General features: G+C 63.7%; 19 protein-coding genes, 1 tRNA gene and 1 rRNA gene. 5 read left to right on the top strand and 16 right to left on the bottom strand.

Annotated elements, in window-relative coordinates; translation table 11 throughout:
- The first annotated feature begins 40 nt into the window (after window positions 1–40).
- Window positions 41–162, top strand: a 5S ribosomal RNA gene (rrf, locus tag NO877_RS13820).
- 163 nt (window positions 163–325) lie between these two features.
- On the opposite strand, the gene NO877_RS13815 is transcribed toward rrf, so the two are convergent.
- Window positions 326–625 carry a DUF8124 family protein gene (locus NO877_RS13815; RefSeq protein ID WP_256396935.1) on the bottom strand — a complete coding sequence of 100 codons (300 nt, stop codon included), beginning with the start codon at window positions 623–625 and terminating at the stop codon, window positions 326–328.
- 160 nt (window positions 626–785) lie between these two features.
- Between NO877_RS13815 and NO877_RS13810 the strand changes: the two genes are divergently transcribed.
- Window positions 786–1,976, top strand: a complete 1,191-nt coding sequence (locus NO877_RS13810) for a redox-regulated ATPase YchF (RefSeq protein WP_256396934.1) — start codon at window positions 786–788, stop codon at window positions 1,974–1,976.
- Here the strand turns inward: NO877_RS13810 and NO877_RS13805 are convergent.
- Entirely contained in the window at window positions 1,973–2,506 is a 534-nt protein-coding gene (locus NO877_RS13805) for a CinA family protein (RefSeq protein ID WP_256396933.1), read from the bottom strand. The genes NO877_RS13810 and NO877_RS13805 overlap by 4 nt on opposite strands.
- 80 nt (window positions 2,507–2,586) lie before the next feature.
- Here NO877_RS13805 and NO877_RS13800 point away from each other — a divergent pair, with 80 nt between their 5' ends.
- Window positions 2,587–4,053 (top strand): carotenoid oxygenase family protein, encoded by a 1,467-nt coding sequence (locus NO877_RS13800; protein WP_256396932.1) that lies wholly within the window; start codon window positions 2,587–2,589, stop codon window positions 4,051–4,053.
- Between the two features lie 8 nt (window positions 4,054–4,061).
- Here the strand turns inward: NO877_RS13800 and NO877_RS13795 are convergent, their stop codons facing one another.
- From NO877_RS13795 to rdfA, 6 genes are all read right to left on the bottom strand, one after another.
- Entirely contained in the window at window positions 4,062–4,445 is a 384-nt protein-coding gene (locus tag NO877_RS13795; protein ID WP_256396931.1) for a winged helix-turn-helix domain-containing protein, read from the bottom strand.
- 135 nt (window positions 4,446–4,580) lie between these two features.
- Window positions 4,581–6,434, bottom strand: coding sequence for a PAS domain S-box protein (locus NO877_RS13790; RefSeq protein ID WP_256396930.1), 1,854 nt, complete (start codon window positions 6,432–6,434; stop codon window positions 4,581–4,583).
- A gap of 4 nt (window positions 6,435–6,438) precedes the next feature.
- Window positions 6,439–7,938 (bottom strand): ATPase domain-containing protein, encoded by a 1,500-nt coding sequence (locus tag NO877_RS13785; protein ID WP_256396929.1) that lies wholly within the window; start codon window positions 7,936–7,938, stop codon window positions 6,439–6,441.
- Window positions 7,939–8,030: 92 nt separating this feature from the next.
- The gene (locus tag NO877_RS13780; protein WP_256396928.1) at window positions 8,031–8,540 is read right to left on the bottom strand and encodes a TspO/MBR family protein; all 510 of its coding nucleotides are present in this window, start codon (window positions 8,538–8,540) and stop codon (window positions 8,031–8,033) included.
- 44 nt (window positions 8,541–8,584) lie between these two features.
- Window positions 8,585–10,522: an archaea-specific SMC-related protein gene (locus NO877_RS13775; protein WP_256396927.1), complete on the bottom strand. Its 1,938-nt coding sequence runs from the start codon at window positions 10,520–10,522 to the stop codon at window positions 8,585–8,587.
- 24 nt (window positions 10,523–10,546) lie between these two features.
- Window positions 10,547–11,206: a rod-determining factor RdfA gene (gene rdfA, locus NO877_RS13770; protein WP_256396926.1), complete on the bottom strand. Its 660-nt coding sequence runs from the start codon at window positions 11,204–11,206 to the stop codon at window positions 10,547–10,549.
- A gap of 215 nt (window positions 11,207–11,421) precedes the next feature.
- Here rdfA and NO877_RS13765 point away from each other — a divergent pair, with 215 nt between their 5' ends.
- A complete protein-coding gene (locus tag NO877_RS13765) occupies window positions 11,422–12,279 on the top strand; it encodes a ParB N-terminal domain-containing protein (RefSeq protein ID WP_256396925.1) in 858 nt (285 codons plus the stop codon).
- Between the two features lies 1 nt (window position 12,280).
- On the opposite strand, the gene NO877_RS13760 is transcribed toward NO877_RS13765, so the two are convergent.
- Window positions 12,281–12,493 (bottom strand): YgaP family membrane protein, encoded by a 213-nt coding sequence (locus NO877_RS13760; RefSeq protein ID WP_256396924.1) that lies wholly within the window; start codon window positions 12,491–12,493, stop codon window positions 12,281–12,283.
- A gap of 149 nt (window positions 12,494–12,642) precedes the next feature.
- Complete coding sequence (locus tag NO877_RS13755; RefSeq protein ID WP_256396923.1) at window positions 12,643–14,070, bottom strand: FAD-dependent oxidoreductase; 1,428 nt, start codon at window positions 14,068–14,070, stop codon at window positions 12,643–12,645.
- Window positions 14,071–14,186: 116 nt separating this feature from the next.
- Here NO877_RS13755 and NO877_RS13750 point away from each other — a divergent pair, with 116 nt between their 5' ends.
- Window positions 14,187–14,342: a DUF1289 domain-containing protein gene (locus NO877_RS13750; protein WP_256396922.1), complete on the top strand. Its 156-nt coding sequence runs from the start codon at window positions 14,187–14,189 to the stop codon at window positions 14,340–14,342.
- Between the two features lie 12 nt (window positions 14,343–14,354).
- On the opposite strand, the gene NO877_RS13745 is transcribed toward NO877_RS13750, so the two are convergent.
- From NO877_RS13745 to NO877_RS13720, 6 genes are all read right to left on the bottom strand, one after another.
- Complete coding sequence (locus NO877_RS13745; protein WP_256396921.1) at window positions 14,355–15,371, bottom strand: amino acid ABC transporter permease; 1,017 nt, start codon at window positions 15,369–15,371, stop codon at window positions 14,355–14,357.
- Complete coding sequence (locus NO877_RS13740) at window positions 15,368–16,102, bottom strand: amino acid ABC transporter ATP-binding protein (RefSeq protein ID WP_256396920.1); 735 nt, start codon at window positions 16,100–16,102, stop codon at window positions 15,368–15,370. Before NO877_RS13740 ends, NO877_RS13745 begins: the two co-directional genes overlap by 4 nt.
- Complete coding sequence (locus tag NO877_RS13735; protein WP_256396919.1) at window positions 16,099–16,815, bottom strand: amino acid ABC transporter permease; 717 nt, start codon at window positions 16,813–16,815, stop codon at window positions 16,099–16,101. The genes NO877_RS13740 and NO877_RS13735 overlap by 4 nt, the downstream gene beginning before the upstream one ends.
- 4 nt (window positions 16,816–16,819) lie before the next feature.
- Window positions 16,820–17,602 (bottom strand): transporter substrate-binding domain-containing protein, encoded by a 783-nt coding sequence (locus tag NO877_RS13730; RefSeq protein WP_256396918.1) that lies wholly within the window; start codon window positions 17,600–17,602, stop codon window positions 16,820–16,822.
- Between the two features lie 324 nt (window positions 17,603–17,926).
- Window positions 17,927–17,997: transfer RNA gene (locus tag NO877_RS13725), tRNA-Gly, on the bottom strand.
- 114 nt (window positions 17,998–18,111) lie between these two features.
- Complete coding sequence (locus tag NO877_RS13720; protein ID WP_256396917.1) at window positions 18,112–19,146, bottom strand: NAD(P)/FAD-dependent oxidoreductase; 1,035 nt, start codon at window positions 19,144–19,146, stop codon at window positions 18,112–18,114.
- Between the last annotated feature and the right edge of the window lie 38 nt (window positions 19,147–19,184).

Below are 19,184 nucleotides of genomic sequence, written 5' to 3'. Positions count from 1 at the left end.
GATCTTGGTATTGCAGTGGTTCGATTCCACTGATCGGCGTTACGGCGGCCATAGCGACGAGGTTCCACCCGTACCCATCCCGAACACGGAAGTTAAGCTCGTCTGCGTTCTGTGCAGTACTGGAGTGAGAGATCCTCTGGGAGTCACAGTTCGCCGCCCCCATTCATTTGGGTGATTCTTCTGGAATCACCTGTTCATCAGCCCGCGAGCAACAGCGTTGTTGCTCGTGGGCTTTGTGCAGTTATAGACGAGCGGCAGCCATACGGCTGTGGCTCATTCAATTAGGCATTCGAGAGCAGCTGTGCCGTAACGTCGACTCAGCGAACTATTCGTCGACTCCCTCCGGCGTAGTCAGGTCGTGTGAGACGACCGTCCCATCCGGTCGGAGCGTCACCGTTCCGAGCGTGACGGTCTCGCCGGGCGAGGCCTCCGCTGCAATCGCTCGAAGCGTCGGCTCCTGATCGAGGTGGTCCCACGTCACCTCGGCGACGAGCTGCTGGAACGCTTCGGGATCGCGCCAGCCAGAATCGATATCGCTCGGCACGCGGACAACGAACTCCAGTTCCGACTCGGTAACGTGAATAGCGACCAGAAACCGGTCGCCCTCGCTGTCGTCGGTGGTCATAGCCGTGTTTCGGTAACCGCGGGCAAAACGACTGTGGGTCGACGGCAGACTGTCGACGAGTAGCTCCTGCCTACTGGCGGTCGCCTGTGTATAACGGTAGCATAACGCGGAGAAGACGGAGGTAGAACAGTTTTTGCCGACCGAGCGGCCAGAAGGGGTAATGAGCTACAAGATCGGCCTGGTGGGCAAACCATCGGTCGGCAAATCCAGCTTTTTCAATGCGGCGACGATGAACGACGTGCCGGAAGGGGCCTATCCCTTCACGACGATCGACCCCAGCGTCGGCGAGGCCTACGTCCGCGTCGACTGTGCGGCCCCCGAGTTCGACCAGAGCTGCACCCCCAACGTCGGTGTCTGTGAGGATGGCACGCGCTTCGTCCCGACAAAACTCGTCGACGTCGCCGGACTGATTCCAGGAGCCCACGAGGGCAACGGGCTAGGCAATCAGTTCCTGACCGACCTCAACGAGGCCGACGTGCTGATCCACATCGTCGACTTCTCCGGGAAGACGGATATCGAGGGTGAGACGACCGAGGGCCACGACCCGCGGGACGATATCGATTTCCTGGAGAACGAACTCGATATGTGGTATCTCGGGATTCTGGAGTCGGGCATCGAGAAACACGAAACGAAGTATCAGGGCGCAGAGGCCAAAATCGAGGTCGATCTCGCCGAACAGATGAGCGCGTTCAAAACGAACAAAGACGAGATCAAACAGATCATTCTCTCCCTCGGGCTGGGGCTCGACACCGAGACGTGGGACGCCGACGACCGGGAGGCGCTGGCCCGCGAGATCAGAAAGCGCACCAAACCCATGCTGATCGCGGCCAACAAGATGGACACGCCGGAGGCACAGGCCAACTGGGAGGAAATTACCAACGATCCCGACTACGACCACCTGACCTTCGTGCCGACCAGTGCCCACGCCGAGAAGGCGCTCAAAACCGCCGCCGAAGGCGGTGTCGTCGACTACACCGCGGGAGAGGACGGCTTCGAGATCGTCGAGGAGGTCTCGGCCGACCAGGAGGCCGGGCTCGAACAGATCCGGGAGTTCGTTGCCGAGTTCGGCGGGACGGGCGTCCAGGAGGCCATCGAGACCGCGCTGTTCGACGTGTTGGGCAGTATCGCCGTCTTTCCTGGCAGCGCCAACGGGAGCGCCGACGAGAAGGGCGTCTTCCGGGACTGCTTCATTCTGCCCGAGGAGTCGACCACCTCGGATTTCGCCTACTTCCTCCACTCAGATATCGGCGATGGTCTCCTGCATGGGATCGACTGCCGGAGCAACCGTCAGATCGGCGCGGACCACGAACTCGACCACCGGGATGTCGTCGAGATCATCTCGACGAACTAATCTTCGGTTTCGACCGCCTTGATGGCATCTTCGAGCGCGACAAGCGCCTGTGTCGCACTCTGTTGGGAGACTGTCAGTCGATCCCCGTCGAAGACGTGCCGGTCGACGCGGGTGAACGACGAGCCGCTCCCCCACGGTCCAGCGTAGGCGACGCCGATGTAGACGAGTCCGACCGGTTTTTCTTCCGTGCCCCCGGTCGGTCCTGCGATTCCGGTCGTCGAGACGCCCCACGTCGTTCCGGCTGTGTCACGGATACCGCGGGCCATCTCTCCGGCAACCGACTCGCTGACTGCGCCGTCCGCGTCGAGCGTCTCCCGCGAGACGCCGAGATCGGTCTGTTTGGCCGTATTCGAGTAGGCGACGACACCGCGATCGAAGTAGTCGCTTGCGCCGGGGATGTCGGTCAGGCGGGAACAGACGAGCCCGCCGGTCAGCGATTCGGCCACTGACAGCGTCTCGCCGCGATCCTGGAGCCGCCTCCCGACAGCTTCCTCGATGAGTTCGATCTCGTCGGGCTGGTCAGTCGACATACTACACGTATCCGGGGGCAGACTCTTGAACGGTCGGGAGCCACCCACAGAGCTACCTACCGAGCGGTCGACCGTGGGGTATGGAGCCACCCTACACAGCCGGTCTCGAATCCATCGACAGAGAGTTCGACCGGATCGAGTGCTCGGCCGAAGGGACGATTCCGTCGTGGCTCTCGGGCACGCTACTTCGCAACGGGCCGGGGCGATTCGAGGTCGGCGGCCAGCCGGTGACCCACTGGTTCGACGGGCTGGCAATGGTCCGCCGGTTCCGCATCCAGGACGGCACCGTCACCGTCTCGAACCGCTTCCTGCGCAGCAAAGAGTACGAACACGCCACACACGAGGGCGAGCTTCGGTGCGACCAGTTCGGTACGACCGCGCCTTCGTCGGTCCTGGACCGCTTGCGGGAGATGATGAATCCCACACTCACCGACAATGCTTCGATCAGCGTCGACCGAATCGGCCAGCAGCCGATCGCGATCACCGAGACGCCGAACGCCGTCGCGTTCGATGCCGAGACGCTGGCGACCGAGGGCGGCCTCGACCACAACGACGGGCTGTCGATCACCGGCAGTCTGGCTCATCCCCACTACGATTTCAATAGGGAGATGGTCGTCAACATGGGCGTGGAGTTCGGCCGGACGAGCGAGTACGTCCTCTTCGAGCGACCGACAGACAGTCGGATCCGACGCGAGATCGGTCGCGTCGCGGCCGACCGCCCGGCGTATTTCCACTCGTTCGGCCTGACCGAGCGGTATGCCATCCTCCTGGAGTCCCCGCTGAGACTCGACCGGACCGCGCTGCTCCGGCATCGGCCGTTTATCGAGAACTACTCGTGGGACGACAGCCTCCCCAGCCGGTTTCTGATTTTCGACCGGGAGAGCGGGGCGGTCGTTTCGCGGCCCGCCGTCGACCCCTGTTTCGTCTTTCACCACGTCAACGCATTCGAACTGCCCGCCGAAAACAGAGTCGTGGTCGACGTCATCGCCTTCGAGAACAGTGAGGTAATTCAGTCGCTGTCCCTCGACCGGCTGCGCAGCGGCGAGGAGCCGGTCCCGGGCGGCGAACTCCGCCGGTATCGGCTTCCGATCGAGGGCGGTGCCGTCGAGGAGCGGTCGCTGTTCTCAGGGCCGATCGAGTTTCCAATGATCAACTACCGACAGGTCTCGACGCGTCCGTACCGGTATCTGTACGCGTGCGGCCATACGAACCCACCGGCGATCGGGCTGTTGAACTGTCTCGTAAAGTACGACCTCGAAACGGGTACTCGGAGCGTGTGGCATGAGCCGGGGGTCTATCCGACCGAACCGGTGTTCGTCGACCGAGCCCCGGCCCCCGTTCCCGGCGTCGATACCGGGACCGACGAGGACGATGGCGTGGTGTTGTCGGTGCTGTTGGATACGCGGTCCGATCGGTCGGCCCTGTTGGTGCTCGATGCGGCCTCGTTTTCCGAACTCGCCCGCGCCCGACTGCCAGCCGGCTTTCCGTTCGGCTTCCACGGCCAGTGGTACCCTGACGACGGTCGGCCCCACCGAACGATGCCCTGAGCTGGCGGCTACGTTCCTTCGCGGATCTGTGCCCACAGCTCTTCGAGCCGCTGGTCGGCCGTCGACTCCCGACTCGGCCGGTCGATGGTCGCCGTCAGGGTGTGTTCCTCCGAGAGGAGGACCGCGATCTCGGTAAAATCGATCTCGTAGCGCGTCGTGTGTTGGCCGCCCTGTCGGATCTCGGTCGATTCGGTGACCAGCGACGCCTCGGTCAGCTTGTCGAGCTTGCGGTACATCGTCGACAGCGGGATGTCACAGGCCTCCGAGAGCTCGTTGGCCGTCATCGGTTCGGAAAGGGTTTCGATGATGGTTCTGGTTGGCTCATCACCGAGCGTACTGAGTACGTCCTCGCACTCGTAGTCATCGTCCCGCCCCGACGGGTCACGCACCATTATCCCACGCTATACCCGACTTGCTGATAAATATACTGTTGACACGCTATACTGGTCACCACTCCCACACGAATTTGCCGCCTACTCCGTAGCAGGATTTTAAAACGGTGGCCGGAATGGACGTCCCGTGTCGGTTTATTCGCCACCGTTCTGCGGCGACTCCGGGTCGACAGCCCGTGGGAGCGTTAACACGACTCGCGTGCCGGGCGAGCGCTCGGTGATCGTCACCTCGCCGCCGAGCAGCGAGACTGTCCAGTAGACGAGCCACAGCCCCAGGCCGGTGCCGTGCTGAAGCGGGGTCTCATCGCCCATCTCGATGGTCGCTCGCTCTTGTTCGGGAATCCCTCGCCCGTTGTCGACGATGATTATATTGACCCACTCGCCGGAGCGTTCCCCGTCGGATGGGGTGGCGGTGAGCCCCACTTCGGGGGTCGGCCGGTCGTTGTGGTCGACGGCGTTGTCCAGGAGCTCCGCGAGGGCGACCTTCAGTCGGCTGTCGGCCCGGACGGCGATCGGATCGATATCGGCGACCGACAGCACCGCCTCGGGATATCGCTCCTCGAAGGAGGCTGCGACCGCCGCGAACAGCTCGCGGAGGTCATAGGCGGCGTCGGCTGGCGGCTCGTGGTCGAACAGCGAATCGATGGTGCCTGCCTTCTCGCTGAGCTGTGCGAGCGCCGCGGTGCGCTCCTCGATCGACGTCACGAACGACTGGAGTTGTGGATCGTCGACGCCGTCGCCGAGCAGGGCGGCGTTGCCCTCGATGACGTTCATTCCGTTTCTGAGGTTGTGTCGCAACACGCGGTTGAGCACCGATAGCTGCTGTTCCCGAAGCTTTCGGTCGGTAACATCGGACTCGATCGAGACGAAGTGGGTAATCGTGCCCTCGGCGTCGGTGATCGGCGAGATCTCCTGTCTCACTTGGTAGAGCTCGCCGGATTTCCGCTTGTTGATGATATGTGCTTCCCACCGCTCGCCGTCGAGGATCGTCTCCCACAGTGTCGCGTAGAACGACTCGGGCTGTTTGCCCGATTTGAGAACCCGTGGCGTGCTGCCGATGGCTTCCGCCCGGCTGTAGCCGGTCTGTGTCTCGAAGGCCGGATTGATGTACTCGATGGTCCCCTCGCGATCCGTGATCATCACCGCTTGGCCGACGGTTTCGACCGCTTTCCGGAACAGTTGGAGCTCCTGTTCACGCTCCTTCCGTTCGGTGATATCCCGAGCCGACAGGACGACCGCCTCCGAACCCTCGTAGCTGAGTGTTGCCCCCGAGACTTCGAGGTGGCGACGCTCGCCGTGCTTGGTGGTACAGGTCAGTTCGCCGGTCGACTCTTCGCCGGTGTCGCGGACCTCCTGGAGAAACGACTGCAACGTCTCATTGCTACCCTGAATCACGGTGGTCGGATCGAGCGAGCGGAGTTCCTCGCGGCTGTAGCCCGACAGCTCGCTGGCGGCCCGATTCGACTCGATGATTTCGTCGCCGGTGAGGACGAAGATCGCATCGTTCGTCGAGTCGAACAGCCGCTGAAACCGCAGCTGGCTGTTGGCGTACTTCTCGGAGAGGGCGACCGACTGTCGACGCCGAGCCAGGAGGTTCTGGAGCCGCCGGTACAGCGTCGATCGGTCGACCGGCGCGGCGACGACCTCGTCGACCAGCGGGATCGAGTCCTCGCCCTGCTCCGATGGCGGCCGAACCGACCCCTGTGTCTCCGGCCGCTGCATCAGCACCACCGGACAGAAGGTCGGATGCTGGTCGGTCTTCATCGCGCGGAGCGCGGCGTGATACTCGCCGAGGGTTCGGTCGCCGACGAGATAGCAGTCGACCGGTTGGAGGTCGTCGTCGACCACGACCTCGTACCGGTCCTCCAGGAGCGTCGTCAGCGCCCGCCGATCGCCGTCGCCGCTGACGATGAGTTGTATCCGACGCTTCGATTCACCCCCCGACCCGCTCATCGTACTCACCCCGTCTCCGGGTCCCGGCTCGGTCATCGTGTTACTCCCGTCCGTTCGGCCCGTTTCGGGTCGGTGTCCCCTGCATAATTCCCCCGACGTTGTCGAACGGTCCCTCGACGGTCAGTCCGGTGTCGCGATTGATCGAAAACCGGTGGAATCGACTGTCGAAGTCGCCGAGCCGCTTTTTGAGCACGCCGATCGCCCGGTCCAGCTCGCCGTCGACCTCGACGTAGGTAAGAAAGACGATGTTGTCGGCAAGATAGCTGGTGTTGGTGCTGGTCGCCCGCGGTATTCCGGTAAGGTGGTCGGCCTCGTCGGTGATGACGACCGCGATCCCACGGTTTTTGAGCACGCGAGTCAGTCCGTGCAGGCGGCGGACGAGCCGCCGGTCGTCGCCCTGCATCGAGATCTTGTAGCCCGACAGCCCGTCGATGAGAACCGCATCCGGGTCGTACTCGTCGACCTGATCGAGGACGTGCTGGCCGAATTCCTCGGCCGAACGCACCAGCGGCTCGAACTCCGTCAACTGTAGCGAGCCGTCTGCCCGACGTTCGGAGATCGGCATGCCGAGGTTCTCACACCGGTAGCTGAACTGTTCGATCGTCTCCTCGAACAGATAGCCCAGGGCAGTTCCGCCCGCCTCGGCGACACCGTCGAGCAGCTGTGCGCCGATCGTCGACTTGCCGATGCCGGTCGGTCCACTGATAAACGACACCGAGCCGCGCTCGAAGCCGCCGCCGAGGATTTCGTTGAGGGCGTCGTGGCCCGTGGGGATCAGCGACGGATCGAACGTCCGATTTCGGTGTTCGGGGATCACCTGCGGGTAGATCTCGATGCCGTCGCCACGGATTTCGAGGCCGTGGGTGCCGTCCATCTGCCCCAGTCCTCGGTGTTTCGGGACCGCGATACGGCGTTCGCTTTCGTCGAGCGAGAGGTTGATGATGCCGTCGCTCAGGGACTCGAAGTCATCGTCGGTGCTCGGGAGGTCGCTGTTCCGGTGAACGGTTCTCGTGGCAACGGTCGTCACCTGCCGGTCCCGGAGGAACCGGATCAGCGACTGGAGCCGTTTGCGGTACTGGTACTCGTCGCGTTCGACGTACTGCAGCTGTGTGATCGGATCGATCAGGATCCGGTCGGGGTCCGTCTCCTCGATTACCTGTTTGATGTCCTTGGTGAACCGCTCGGATTCGATCTCGGTCGTCTCGACCAGGTCGTAGGAGATGTCTTCGGCGAAGAAGTCAGTCCCCGGGCCGATATCCAGGAACTCCGCGCCCTCGATGTCGACGTTGAGCTGGGCGGCGTTCACCACGATATCCGCCTTCGACTCCTCGCCGTGGATGTAGACGACGGTCTCGCCGTTCGCAAGTCCCGCCTGGAGGAAATGCTGGCCGAGGAGTGATTTGCCGGTGCCCGAAATCCCCTGGATGAGATAGATCCGCCCGCGAATGTACCCCCCGCGGAGCAGTCGATCCAACTCCGGAACGCCGGAACTGACCGGTTCGATCTCCGCGCCCGATGGTTGTGTACTGTCGTCCGGCATTATTTCACCCACATACAATACGTTCGGACGTATTTTACCACAACTGAGAATAAGGGTTTGGGTCTTTCCTACTGTTTCGGCACTCGCGGTCGTCAGTTGAGCTGCCAGATCGTGTAGTTGAGTACCGCCGCGAAGCTCACCCAGGCGAGATACGGCACCAACAGCAGCGCTGCCCGCCGGTCGACCCGATCGAACGCCCGGACTGTCGCCACGATCAGCAGCCACAGCAGGGCGATCACGCCGAGTGCCAGTGGTGGGTCCTGGAGCGCGAAAAACGCGGGCGACCACGCGACGTTGACGAGCAACTGGAGGCCGAACAACCCGAGTGCGATCCGAACCGGTCGACGCCCGATTCCCTGTCGATAGACGAGATAGGCCGCGACGCCGATCAGCGTAAACAACAGCGTCCAGACGACGCCAAAGGCCCACGGCGGCGGATAAAACCACGGCAGCGTCAGCGACTGGAACCACTGGCTGTTGGGATCGGTGAAGACGACGCCGCTGGCCCCGATGAGATTGACCAGGAGGGCGGCCGCGAGCGCGCCGATCAGGTCCCGTCGGTCGAGGCGTCCGGTCGGCTGCAGGCGCTGGCTGAGGGACATACTGATACGTTCGTCGCCAGCAGATTGGGTCTACCGGCCAGTAGTTAGATATCGGTGACTCGGTGGTAGTCGTCGTCGAGTGCCTGGGCGTCCTCCGGCAGCAGCGCGACCACGATCGTCTCGACGTAGTCGTCGAGATACTCGACGAGGGCGGCGATTCGGTCGGAATCGATCGCCTCCAGGGAGTCCAACAGCATGAACGGGACGACCTCATGGACCTCGTGGACCAGATACCCCGCCAGCGCGAAGACGAGTCCCGTCACTTCGCGTTCGCTCTCGCTGAGGTGGCCGATCGTATCCTCGTAGCTCCGTCCCTCCTCGGTTCGCCGCACGATATGCAGCCGGAAGGCCGACTGCTCGACTGTCCGTCTCCCCTCGGTGACCTGTTCGGTCGTCCGCTCGATCCAGATGCGTTCGATGTTGTCATAGTCGAGGATCTCCACCACGCGGTCGATATGGGTATTAAAGGCCTCGACGGCCTCGCTTTCGAGTTTGTCGACTTGGGTTCGGAGTTCGGCCAGTCGCTCCTGGAGCTCCTCCCGTTCGGCTTCGAGTGCCTCGCGCTCGTCGAGTGTGGCTTCGATCTCGTCGATCCGGCTGTCGATCCGTTCGCGGTCGTTCTCCAGCCGTCCGAGCTCGAACTCCAACTGATTGATCTCCGTGTGGTGTTCCAGAACGGTACTGTCCGCGGCCTGCTCGTGGTCCTCGATCTCGGCTTCGAGCTCCGTGGCCCGCTCGCGGAGCTCCTCGAGTTCGGCCGATAGCGCCTCGACGCGGTCGGTCCGGTCGTCGAGCTCCTCGTCGGTCCGGTGGAGTCGGTCCTGGAGGCTGCTCCGCGTGTCGCTGGCGGCCTCCAGGTCCCGTTGCCGCTCGGTGAGCTCGTCGATCTCCTCGCCCAGCCCCCGGCGCTCGCTCAGCATCTCCTGGCGGAGGGATCTGAGTCGGTCGAGCGTCGACTCGATCTCGCCCTGCTCGATATCGCTGCCACAGGTCCAACAGACGACCGATTCGCTGTCGGTCAGCAGCTGGTCGGTGACTGTTTCGGTCGACTCCCCGTCGCGGAGCGCCTCGGCGATCGCTGGCGGGGTGCCGTTCAGCATCTCCTCGTTGAACTGGATGACGCTCTGAAGCTGGCTCGTCGTCGAATCGAGCTCGGAGCGTCGCTGGCGGCATTCCTCCAACTGCCGGTCGATCCGCTCGCGCTCGTCGGTCGAGGGCTCCGGCAGCTCGTCGAGTTCGGCCTCGATTTCGGCGCGCTGCTCGCGGAGCGTCTCGATGCTCTCGCGTTCTGTCTCCCGCTGAAACCGTGTCTCTTCGAGCTCCGTTTGGACCGTCTGGAGCTCGTCGAGCGCCTCCTGTTCAGCGCGGGTCGCCTCGACGGTGCCGTCCATCGCGTCGATTTCGGCCCGTTTCTCGTCGATTTCGGCTTCGATGTCGGCGATCTCCGTATCGAGCTCCGACTTCTCGGCTTCGAGCTCCGGTAGTTCGCTTTCGAGCCCGCTCAGCTTCTTGATCCGCTCGTCAAGGCGGCGTTTTTCGGCGTGTGTCTCCTCGATGGCCTCGTTGATCGCCTCGACGTCGACCGGCCGCATAATCAGCTCTCGGAGGTCATCGCCCCGACTCACCGCCTGTCTGGCCTCGTTCGATTCGAGCAGAAAGGCAAACAGATCCGCCAGCGTCGGATCGTCGAGATACGGCTCTCCCGAGGTGTGGACCCTCCCGTTTCGGCGTTCGAGCTGTCGGCTGTACGTTCCGTCCGGGGTCTGGAGCGTGACTTCCCCGGCGTCCCGGTCGGCTTTCAGCGAGACGCCGTCGCTGCCGAGTGCGCCCATAAGCGCCCGCAGCAACGAGGTCCGGTTCGTCGCGTTCCGCCCCGACAGCACGTTGACGCCCGTTCGGAGTCGGACCGTCGACTCGTCGATCCCCCCGAGGTTTCGGACTGACACGGACAGCGCCGCTTCGCTCATCTCTGACTGTCCCATGGATATGGTTGTCGACTCGACTGGTTAACCATTATTACTCGGGTCGACGCCGGAGTCCTCGCTGGGATCGGCCGACAGCTCGCACTGACAGCCTCCCGCAGCCAGCAGCTCGCCGATCCCGTACTGCTGGCCGCAGTCCTCACAGAACACCTGGACGTCCACGAGCACGCTGAACGAGCCGATCGTGAGCTCCTCGGCGCGGTCGAGCCGCCCGATCGTGTCGTCGGTCACCGCCTCAAGACGGCTCTGGAGCCGCTGGATCGTCTCGCGGTCGGCCTCCAGCCGGTCGGCCGCGGAGGGACCTTCGGGCGGTTCGATCTCCAGGTCGCTGGTCAGGAAGGTATGGATCGCCTGATGGGAGACGAAGTCGCCGGTCATCGTTTCGGGATCGACCCCCTCGCGTTCGAGGCGGCGGCGGGCTTGGGTCTCCATCCCGGCGCTCACATCGTCGTCGGTCAGCAGCCGGTAGGTGTTGTCGACCTCGCCGTCGAGCGGCGAGAGGCCTGCCGACTCCATGCTGGCCTCCAGGACCCGCCTGTTGAACCGGTCGGCGAGCGCGCGGAGGCTCTCCCGTTCGTAGCCGTCGCCGACCCATCGCGCGGCGAGTTCCTCGCCCAACCCCTCCAGCGAGTACGTCTCGATCACGCGGCGGACCTTCGTCACCATCGATGCCCACCCCTCCATTGGCTTGCTGGTGTCCTCATTCAGTTCAGAACGGTGGCTGAGCTATCTGAATCTGTCGGACTCGCTGCTCGTCTCCCCGGCCGTCTGCTCGTCTGTCTGCACCACTTACGGATTCCTGAATTAAGTTTAACGCCGAGAACCGAATACACACGGACTGAACGCCGGTATGGCCCCCTCCCAGCAGTCCATCCCAGCAGTCCATCCAGCGTCCCCTCATGATCCACGAGACCTACCACTCGCTCGTCGACCGCGTCCGAACGACGACGACCGCAGTTATAAACGAGCATCCGACCGTCGAGCCAGTGCTCTACCGGCTTCGAGACGGGTGTGCCAGACTGCTCGTCGACGCCACCTGCCTTCGGACGCGACTTCGCCACGAGGCCCCGACCGACCCCTACCGTCTCTACCGAATCGATCCCGCCGCCATCACCGAGTCGATCTCGTGGCAGGAGCTGTCAATCGATCGCGGCGAGTCGATTCCGGAGCCGTTTCGCCTGCCGAACTACCACTTCGCTGGCAGCGTCCTGGACGGCGACTGGGACGCCGACCGCCGACCGTTTTCGGAGTCCGTCGTCTATCGATCGTTTCGGGCGCATTTCGAGGCGGGGGTGCCGTGGCCCGAGACGGACCTCTATGCGCAGTGTCTCGACACCATCGACGCCGGGGGCGCGCCGTGGGGCTGTACCACTCCCGCGGACGTCGACCGGCGCTGCACCGAGATCGACCGCCTCTACGAGACCATCGAGAGCGATGGCTACCGAACGCAGTCGGCGCTCCTGGAGTCGGGAATCGACGAGCCGTTCGACCACGCCCGGCCGAACACGTATACCCGGACGGTCGACGGCGAGATCGCACTGACCGTCGGCCGCGATGGGGAGCTGCTGTTTTACGACGGGCGCAACCGGCTTGCGATCGCCAAACTGCTGGGGCTGGATGCTGTGCCGGTCGTGATTTTGGTTCGCCACAGCCAGTGGCAGGCAGTTCGGGACCGCGTGGCCACCGGCGAGACGCCGCTGGCGTCGCTTCCCGACCGTTTGCAGACCCACCCCGATCTGGTCGATCTCGCCGAGTAGGCTACTCCGCTGTCGTGTCGATGCCGAGAGCCTCGTTCAGCCCACAGAAACAGGTCACCGCGTTGATTCCGAACCCGATGGCTCCGGCCGCGGTCACAAGCAGTGCCGGATAGTTCCGTTTCCGCAGGGCGTTGGCTGCGAGGCCGGTGAAGACGACCGCGAGGACTGCCCGCAGGAGCCGATCCGTGCCGCCGACGTTCTGCTCGGGTATCATATGTGGCCCGTGGTGGCCATCATATATGTAGCTTAGCCTCCATAAGGGCCAGCAACCGGTATCCAGCCACCTCGGCACTAGTCGTCCCGCCGCTTCCGCGGTCAGTCGTTCCGCCGCCTCGGTACTCAGTTGCCCTGTCGCTTCGGTACTTAGTCGTTCAGCCGCCCGTTCAGCACTTTCGCGGCGACCAAGATCGGGTCCCACACTGGGCTAAACGGCGGGGCGTACGCCAAATCGAGCTGTTCGATCTCCCCGACAGTCATCCCGGCATCGAGCGCCGTCGACAGCGTGTTGATCCGCACCGCCGCCCGGTCGGGGCCGACGATGGCCCCGCCAAGCAGTCGCTCGGTCTCCCGATCGGCAACGAGCGTGACGTCGGTTTCGGCCGCTCCTGGATAGTAGCCCGACCGTGAGCCCGCGGTGATCGTCGCCGCCACCGGCTCGAACCCCGCCGCAGTCGCTTCCTCCTCGTCAAGGAGTCCCACCCGCCCACACTCCTGATCGAAGGCTTTGACCACCGCCGTCCCGGCGATGTCGCCGACCGGCATCGGCTCGCCCGCCACCGTCGAGCCGATGGCCCGCCCGCCGCGGTTGGCCGTCAATCCCAGCGGGAACCACGTCTCATCGCCGGTGATGGTATGCCGGGCGGTCGCGCAGTCGCCCGCCGCATAGATATCGTCGAGGTTCGTCCGGCCGTAGTCGTCGGTCCGGATCGCTCCGCCCGCGCCGAGTTCGATTCCGGTCCCCGCGAGCAGTTCCGTGTTGGGTCGAATGCCGACCCCGACGATCGCGAGGTCGACTGCCAGCTCCGCCCCATCAAATTCGACCGCCTCGATCCGGTCTTTGCCGACCAGCGCCTCGACTGGCGTGTTCGTGTGGACCGTGACCCCCTTTTCAGTGAGTTCCTCCTGGACCCGCTCGGCGACCGCCTCGCCGAACGGCGGCAGGACGTGGTCCGACCGCTGGAAGAGGTGGACATCGAGATCACGTCCCCGGAGGGCTTCGGCCATCTCGACGCCGACGTAGCCGCCGCCGACGATCGCCGCCGTCTCGGGGGCGGCTAACGCGGCGTTGTGCTCGACGCGTTTCCGGTCGACCGGGGTGTCGTCGACGCGGGCGAACTCGTAGGCATCCGGCTCGGCGATGTAGGCGTCGATCGCCGCGGCGGCGTCCATGTTGTGGAGCGTGAACGCGCCGTCGACGCCGCGGACATCGAACGGACCGGTAGTCGCCCGACCGCCGGTGGCCACCAGGAGGTCAGCGTAGGGTTGGTCGACTGTCTCGCCGTCGCTTTCGACGCTGACGGTTTGGGATTCGGGATCGACGCCCGTTACCTCGTGGCCGCGCCGGAGGTCGATCCCCCGCTCGTTGGCCTCCTCGGGCGACAGCGACAGCAGATTCGACAGCTGGTCGACCCGGCCCTCGATGAAATAGGGCATCCCGCAGTAGGCATACGAGATCCAGTGGCCTTTCTCGAAGACGATGACCTCGCGGTCGGGGGCGGCCCGACGGAACTTGCTGGCGGCACTCAGTCCGGCGGCATCGGCACCGACGACGACGAACGGATCGGTCGACATACCGATCGATTGGCGTACAAATATAAAAGGCTCAGTCGGTTGTGTGGGCTCTCGACCACCTTGCCAGCGGCTGGGACCGAACCACGGAAGTGGTTCGACGGTCTGGAGACGAGCGAATGGTTACGAGCCCCTGTATCAACGTCTGTACGGTCGACGATGGCGTCTGCACGGCGTGTGGACGGACGCTTGCTGACATCACCAACTGGGCATCGATGACCGAAGCCGAGCGCATCGAGCGAATGGGTGAACTCGATGTGCCAGCGGACTCCTGAGCCGCCGGGCGACTACTCCCGACCCGCCGACTGACCGACACCCGGCACGGCAACCCGGTCTTCGAGCCGCTGCATCGCCATCGCGGTCGTGAGCACGAGCCCGAGATAACAGAGCCCGACGACGACGTAAATCTCGGTGTACTGGAAGGTATCCGAGCCGATATCCCGCGCTCGGCGGAACATATCGGGGACCGTGATGAAGGCGGCCAGCGAGGAGTATTTGATGAGATAGACGAACTCGTTGGTCCAGCCGGGGATGGCAAACCGCAGCCCCTGGGGGAGGACGACGTGGCGAATCCCCTCACGCTTCGAGAGGCCGACCGCACGGGCCGCGGTCAACTGCCCCTCGTCGACCGACTGGAGTGCCGCCCGGATGTATTCGGCCTGATACGCCGAGGAGTTGACCGTGAAGGCGACGATGGCGACGACCGCCGCGGTCCGAGGCATTCCGCTGAGGTTCATCACCTCGAAACTGCCGACGATCCCCGCCAGCGGCAGCCCGAAATAGAAGAAAAACAGCTGTGCCAACAGCGGCGTCCCGCGGATCAACTCCGTGTAGGCCAACGAGATCCAGCTGCTGATCAGCCCGCCGTAAACCCGCGTCACCGCCAGCGGCACCGCGATCACCAGCCCGAGGGCCATCGAGATGACCGTCAGGTAGACTGTAATAAAGGCCCCTTCGGCCAGCGCTGGTCCGGTCGACGTGGCGAACGCTGCCACCTCGAAGGGCCACGCCAGCCACTCGACGAGGAACTCCAATGGGCCGACGGCGGCTGCCACGCTATCGAGGGCGTCGGCAACCGCCTCGAACGGTGCGGCTGGAATCCACGGCTCGCGGGCTCCGACGCGCACCTCCGACCGGATCAGATCCGGAAGCCCGATGGCCGTAAATATGCTGTCGAGCAGCGTGTTGTGGGCCGCCCAGCGTGCGAGTAGCCACAGCCAGAGGGCCCCACCGACACCCCCGGCGACCACCTTCTTGCGGCCGCGGATGGTCCCGACGGCCGAATCGACGGTGTCGGCGCTCATTGGTGGAGGCCAGTCAGTTCACCGAGGAACGTTTCGGTCCGTTCGTGTTCGGGGCTCTCGAAGAGCTGTTCGGGCGGGCCCCGCTCGACAATGCGGCCCTCATCGAGGAACGTGATCGTGTCGGCGGCCGACCGGGCAAAGCCCATCTCGTGGGTGACACAGAGCATCGTCATCCCTCCCTCCGCGAGGTCTTCCATCACCGTCAGCACCTCGCCGATAAGTTCGGGATCCAGCGCGCTGGTTGGTTCGTCGAAGAGAATGAGTTCGGGGTCCATCGCCAGCGCGCGGGCGATGCCGACGCGCTGTTGTTGGCCCCCCGAAAGCTCCGCGGGATACGACTCGGCTTGGTCCGCGAGGCCAACGCGGTCGAGATAGTCGTCGGCCTTCGCCTCAGCTTCCGGTTTCGAGAGGCCCAGCACCTCACGCAGGCCGAGGGTGATGTTGCCGCGGGCGGTGAGGTGGGCAAAGAGGTTGAAGTCCTGGAAGACCATCCCGACTCGGCGGCGGAGTTCGTTTTCGTCGACCGTGTGGATCTCTTCGTCGTCGAGATAGATCTCGCCGCTGTCGATCTCGGTGAGCCGATTGACACACCGCAGCAGTGTCGATTTCCCCGAGCCGCTGGGCCCGACGATCACTTCGACCTGCTGGCGGTCCATCCCGAAGCTTACATCATGCAGTACCGGTTCGTTGCCGTAGGATTTGTCGACGCTGTCGACGCGTAGTAGACTCATTGGGTGCCTCCTGGAATCGCATACCGACTGTGGACGTAGTCGAGCGCGCGGTTCGTCGTGAACGTGAGCACGAAGTAGATCACGCTAATAGTGATGATGACCTCGATCACCGCAGTGTCGCGGCCGGGCTGCAGATAGAGCCGCTCGGCGCGGGTCAGCAGCTCCGCGAGCCCGATCGCAAAGGCGACGCTGGTGTCTTTGAGGACGATCGTGAACTCGTTTTGGAACCCCGGCAGCGACCGTCGGACGGCCTGCGGGAAGACGACGTGTCTGATCGCCTGTAGCTTGGTCATGCCGACCGACCGGGCGGCCTCCAGTTGGCCCTCGCCGATCGACTGGATCGACCCGCGGAAGACCTGGCCTTGATAGGCCGCACTCCGCAGTCCGAGCGCCAGCGTCGCCGCAATGAACGCATTGAGCTGGATGTCGATGACTGGAACGGTCCCTATACGGGGGAGTGGCAGGGTGAAATAAAACAGCACGATCAGCACGACGATCGGCGTCCCGCGCAGGACGATCCCAGCGGTGCTGACAGCGTTGGCAAGCCAGCCGTCGCCGTAGACCTCGATGGCTCCCGAGGGGAAGCCGAGCCCGAAACCGAGGGTGAGACTCGTCGCTGTCAGGAGGACGGTGACGACGACGCCCAACACGAGGGTATCCCAGTTGGCGAGGATGAATCCCCAGTCGCTCGCCTGCAGTACTCCCGGCTCCATCGCTCTACTCGAACCACTCGGCGACGAGTTCGTCGTAGGTGCCGTCCTCCTGAATTTCGGCGAGCGCGTCGTTGATGTCGGCGAGTCGGTCGTCGTCCTGTCGCATCCCCATCCCGTAGACCTCGCCGGTCTCGATGGTGAAGGCGATACTGACCGCTCGGCCGTCGGCGAAGTTCCGCGCCACGGGGATGTCGATAATCAGCGCGTCGACGTTCCCGTTTTCGAGGTCCTGGACGCCGAGGGTGTAGTTGTCGTACTGCCGGACATCATCGGCGTTGACGGTTCCGTCGTCGACCAGCGCCTCGACTTCGTCCTGGCCGGTCGTCCCCGACTGGGCTCCGACACGTTGGTCCGCAAGATCGTCGACGCTCTCCGGATTGAGTTCGCCGTCTTCCCGCACGAGAACCGCCTGATCCGACTCGTAGTAGGAGTCGGTGAAGTCGATCGTCTCCTGGCGTTCCTCGTCGATGGTCATCGCCGCGGCGATCAGATCGATGTTGCCCTGGGTCAGTGAGGGAATCAGCGAGTCGAACTCGATTTCGGTCCACTCGCCGACCTCGTAGCCTGCCCGCTCGATGGCCGCCTCCGCGAGGTCGACGTCGAAGCCGACGAGTTCGCCGTCTTCGGTGTACTCGAACGGTGGAAAACCGGGAGCTGTCCCGGGGTTGATGACATCAGTGTCGCTGCCACTGTCGCCGCCCGTACAGCCTGCAAGCGAACCGGTCGCACCGACTGCCCCGACCGCTTTGAGGTAGCTCCGTCGATCTATATTGGCATCGGGTGTCATAGTATCGTACTTGGCGGTTTCAGTGTTTAAGGTTTCGACACACATAATAGTTGAATAAATTATATTGAATGCTGAATTTTTCAATAATTTGCTTTGATCATGAGCTTTCATTTTTTAAATAACACGAATCGGGTTGGTTGTCGCCCAGGCTCCAGAGCGTCTCGGGCGGACCAGCAGGTGCTCGCTCATTCCGGAACGTCCCTTTTCAGTGCTGTCGTTCACTGTGCGCGACTAATTGGATTCAAATCTGGCGTGGAGTAAGCAGCCTCGGACGGAGAGTGAGCGACACAACGGTCGCTCACTGTTGTAGTCCTCGACAGAAAATGTGCCGGCCGGGATTTGAACCCGGGCCATGAGCTTGGAAGGCTCAGGTCCTACCACTAGACCACCGGCACGCAAGACGTCGACCGCGGCAATCGTCGCGTTCCAACGCCGCTGTATCGACGTACATCCTCATTCAGGACTCGCCATTAATTACCTTACTGTTTCGTCCCGCGATTCGATTGTCGTCAGTCGTCGCCGAAACTCCGCGCGGCGGCCTGCAGTTCGGCCGATACCCCTGGCACCTCGGTTTCGGTGATCGGCCCCTCGGCCTTGATCTCCTCGAGTGACTTGGGGAACGTCCGGAGCTCCTTGTGGATTGCCAGACCCGCCTTCGCGCCCTTGCCCATCGCCACCGGGACCTGATTGTGTCCCGGTGTAATGTCACCGACCGCGTAGACACCGTCGACGCTCGTCTTCCCGTGGTCGTCGACCACGATCGTCCCGTCGTCGTTGAGATCACAGCCCAACGCCTCGGCCAACTCGGTGTTGTAGTTCGAGCCGTACATCGCAAAGCCGCCCTTGTACTCGCGTACTGACCCATCTTCGAACTCGAAGCTTTCGAGCCAGCCATCCTCTGCTTTGTTCATCCCTGTGATATCCTCGTGGATGACATCGACCGGGTGGGCCTCCACGAGTTTCTGGGTCTCGTCGCTCCACTCGATGTCGTCGCCACGAGTGAGGATGTCGACCTCGTCGGTGAAGTTGAGCATGATCATCGCGACGTGGGCGGCAGCCTCGCCGGTCCCCATCACGTACACCGACTCGTCGATGAACATGTAGGCATCACAGTGGAGACAGTAGTGGAGCCCCTTGCCGGTCCGCGGCAGCGGCGGCTCGGGCCGCTCGTCGGAGAAGCCGACGCCGAGGACGACGCGGTCGGCCAGGATTTCGGTGTCGTTGCCCTGCAGGCGGAAGCGGCCGTCTGGCTCGCGTTCGATGTCGGTCACGAAGTCCCGGACGACGTCGCCGCCGTACTCCTTGACCTGCTCGGTCGCCGTGCCGAGGAACTCGTTGCCGGAGACGTCCTCGGTGACGCCGATCACGTTGTGGGTGTCGAGCATCATCGCTGCGCGGCCGCCGCCGCGGTCGACGACGACCGTATCGTGCCCCAGTCGTGTGGTGTACAGCGCCGTCGACAGTCCGGCCGGCCCCCCGCCAACCACTGCTACCTCGTAGGATTCGACGCCCGATTCCGCATCCGCACCTGCTGTCTCACTCATTACCCTTCCTACGAACTCGACTTAAATAAGTACTACAC

It is taken from the genome of Halohasta litorea, assembly GCF_024494645.1.
Lineage (GTDB): Archaea > Halobacteriota > Halobacteria > Halobacteriales > Haloferacaceae > Halohasta > Halohasta litorea.
This window is presented reverse-complemented; position numbering and strand designations above follow the sequence as displayed.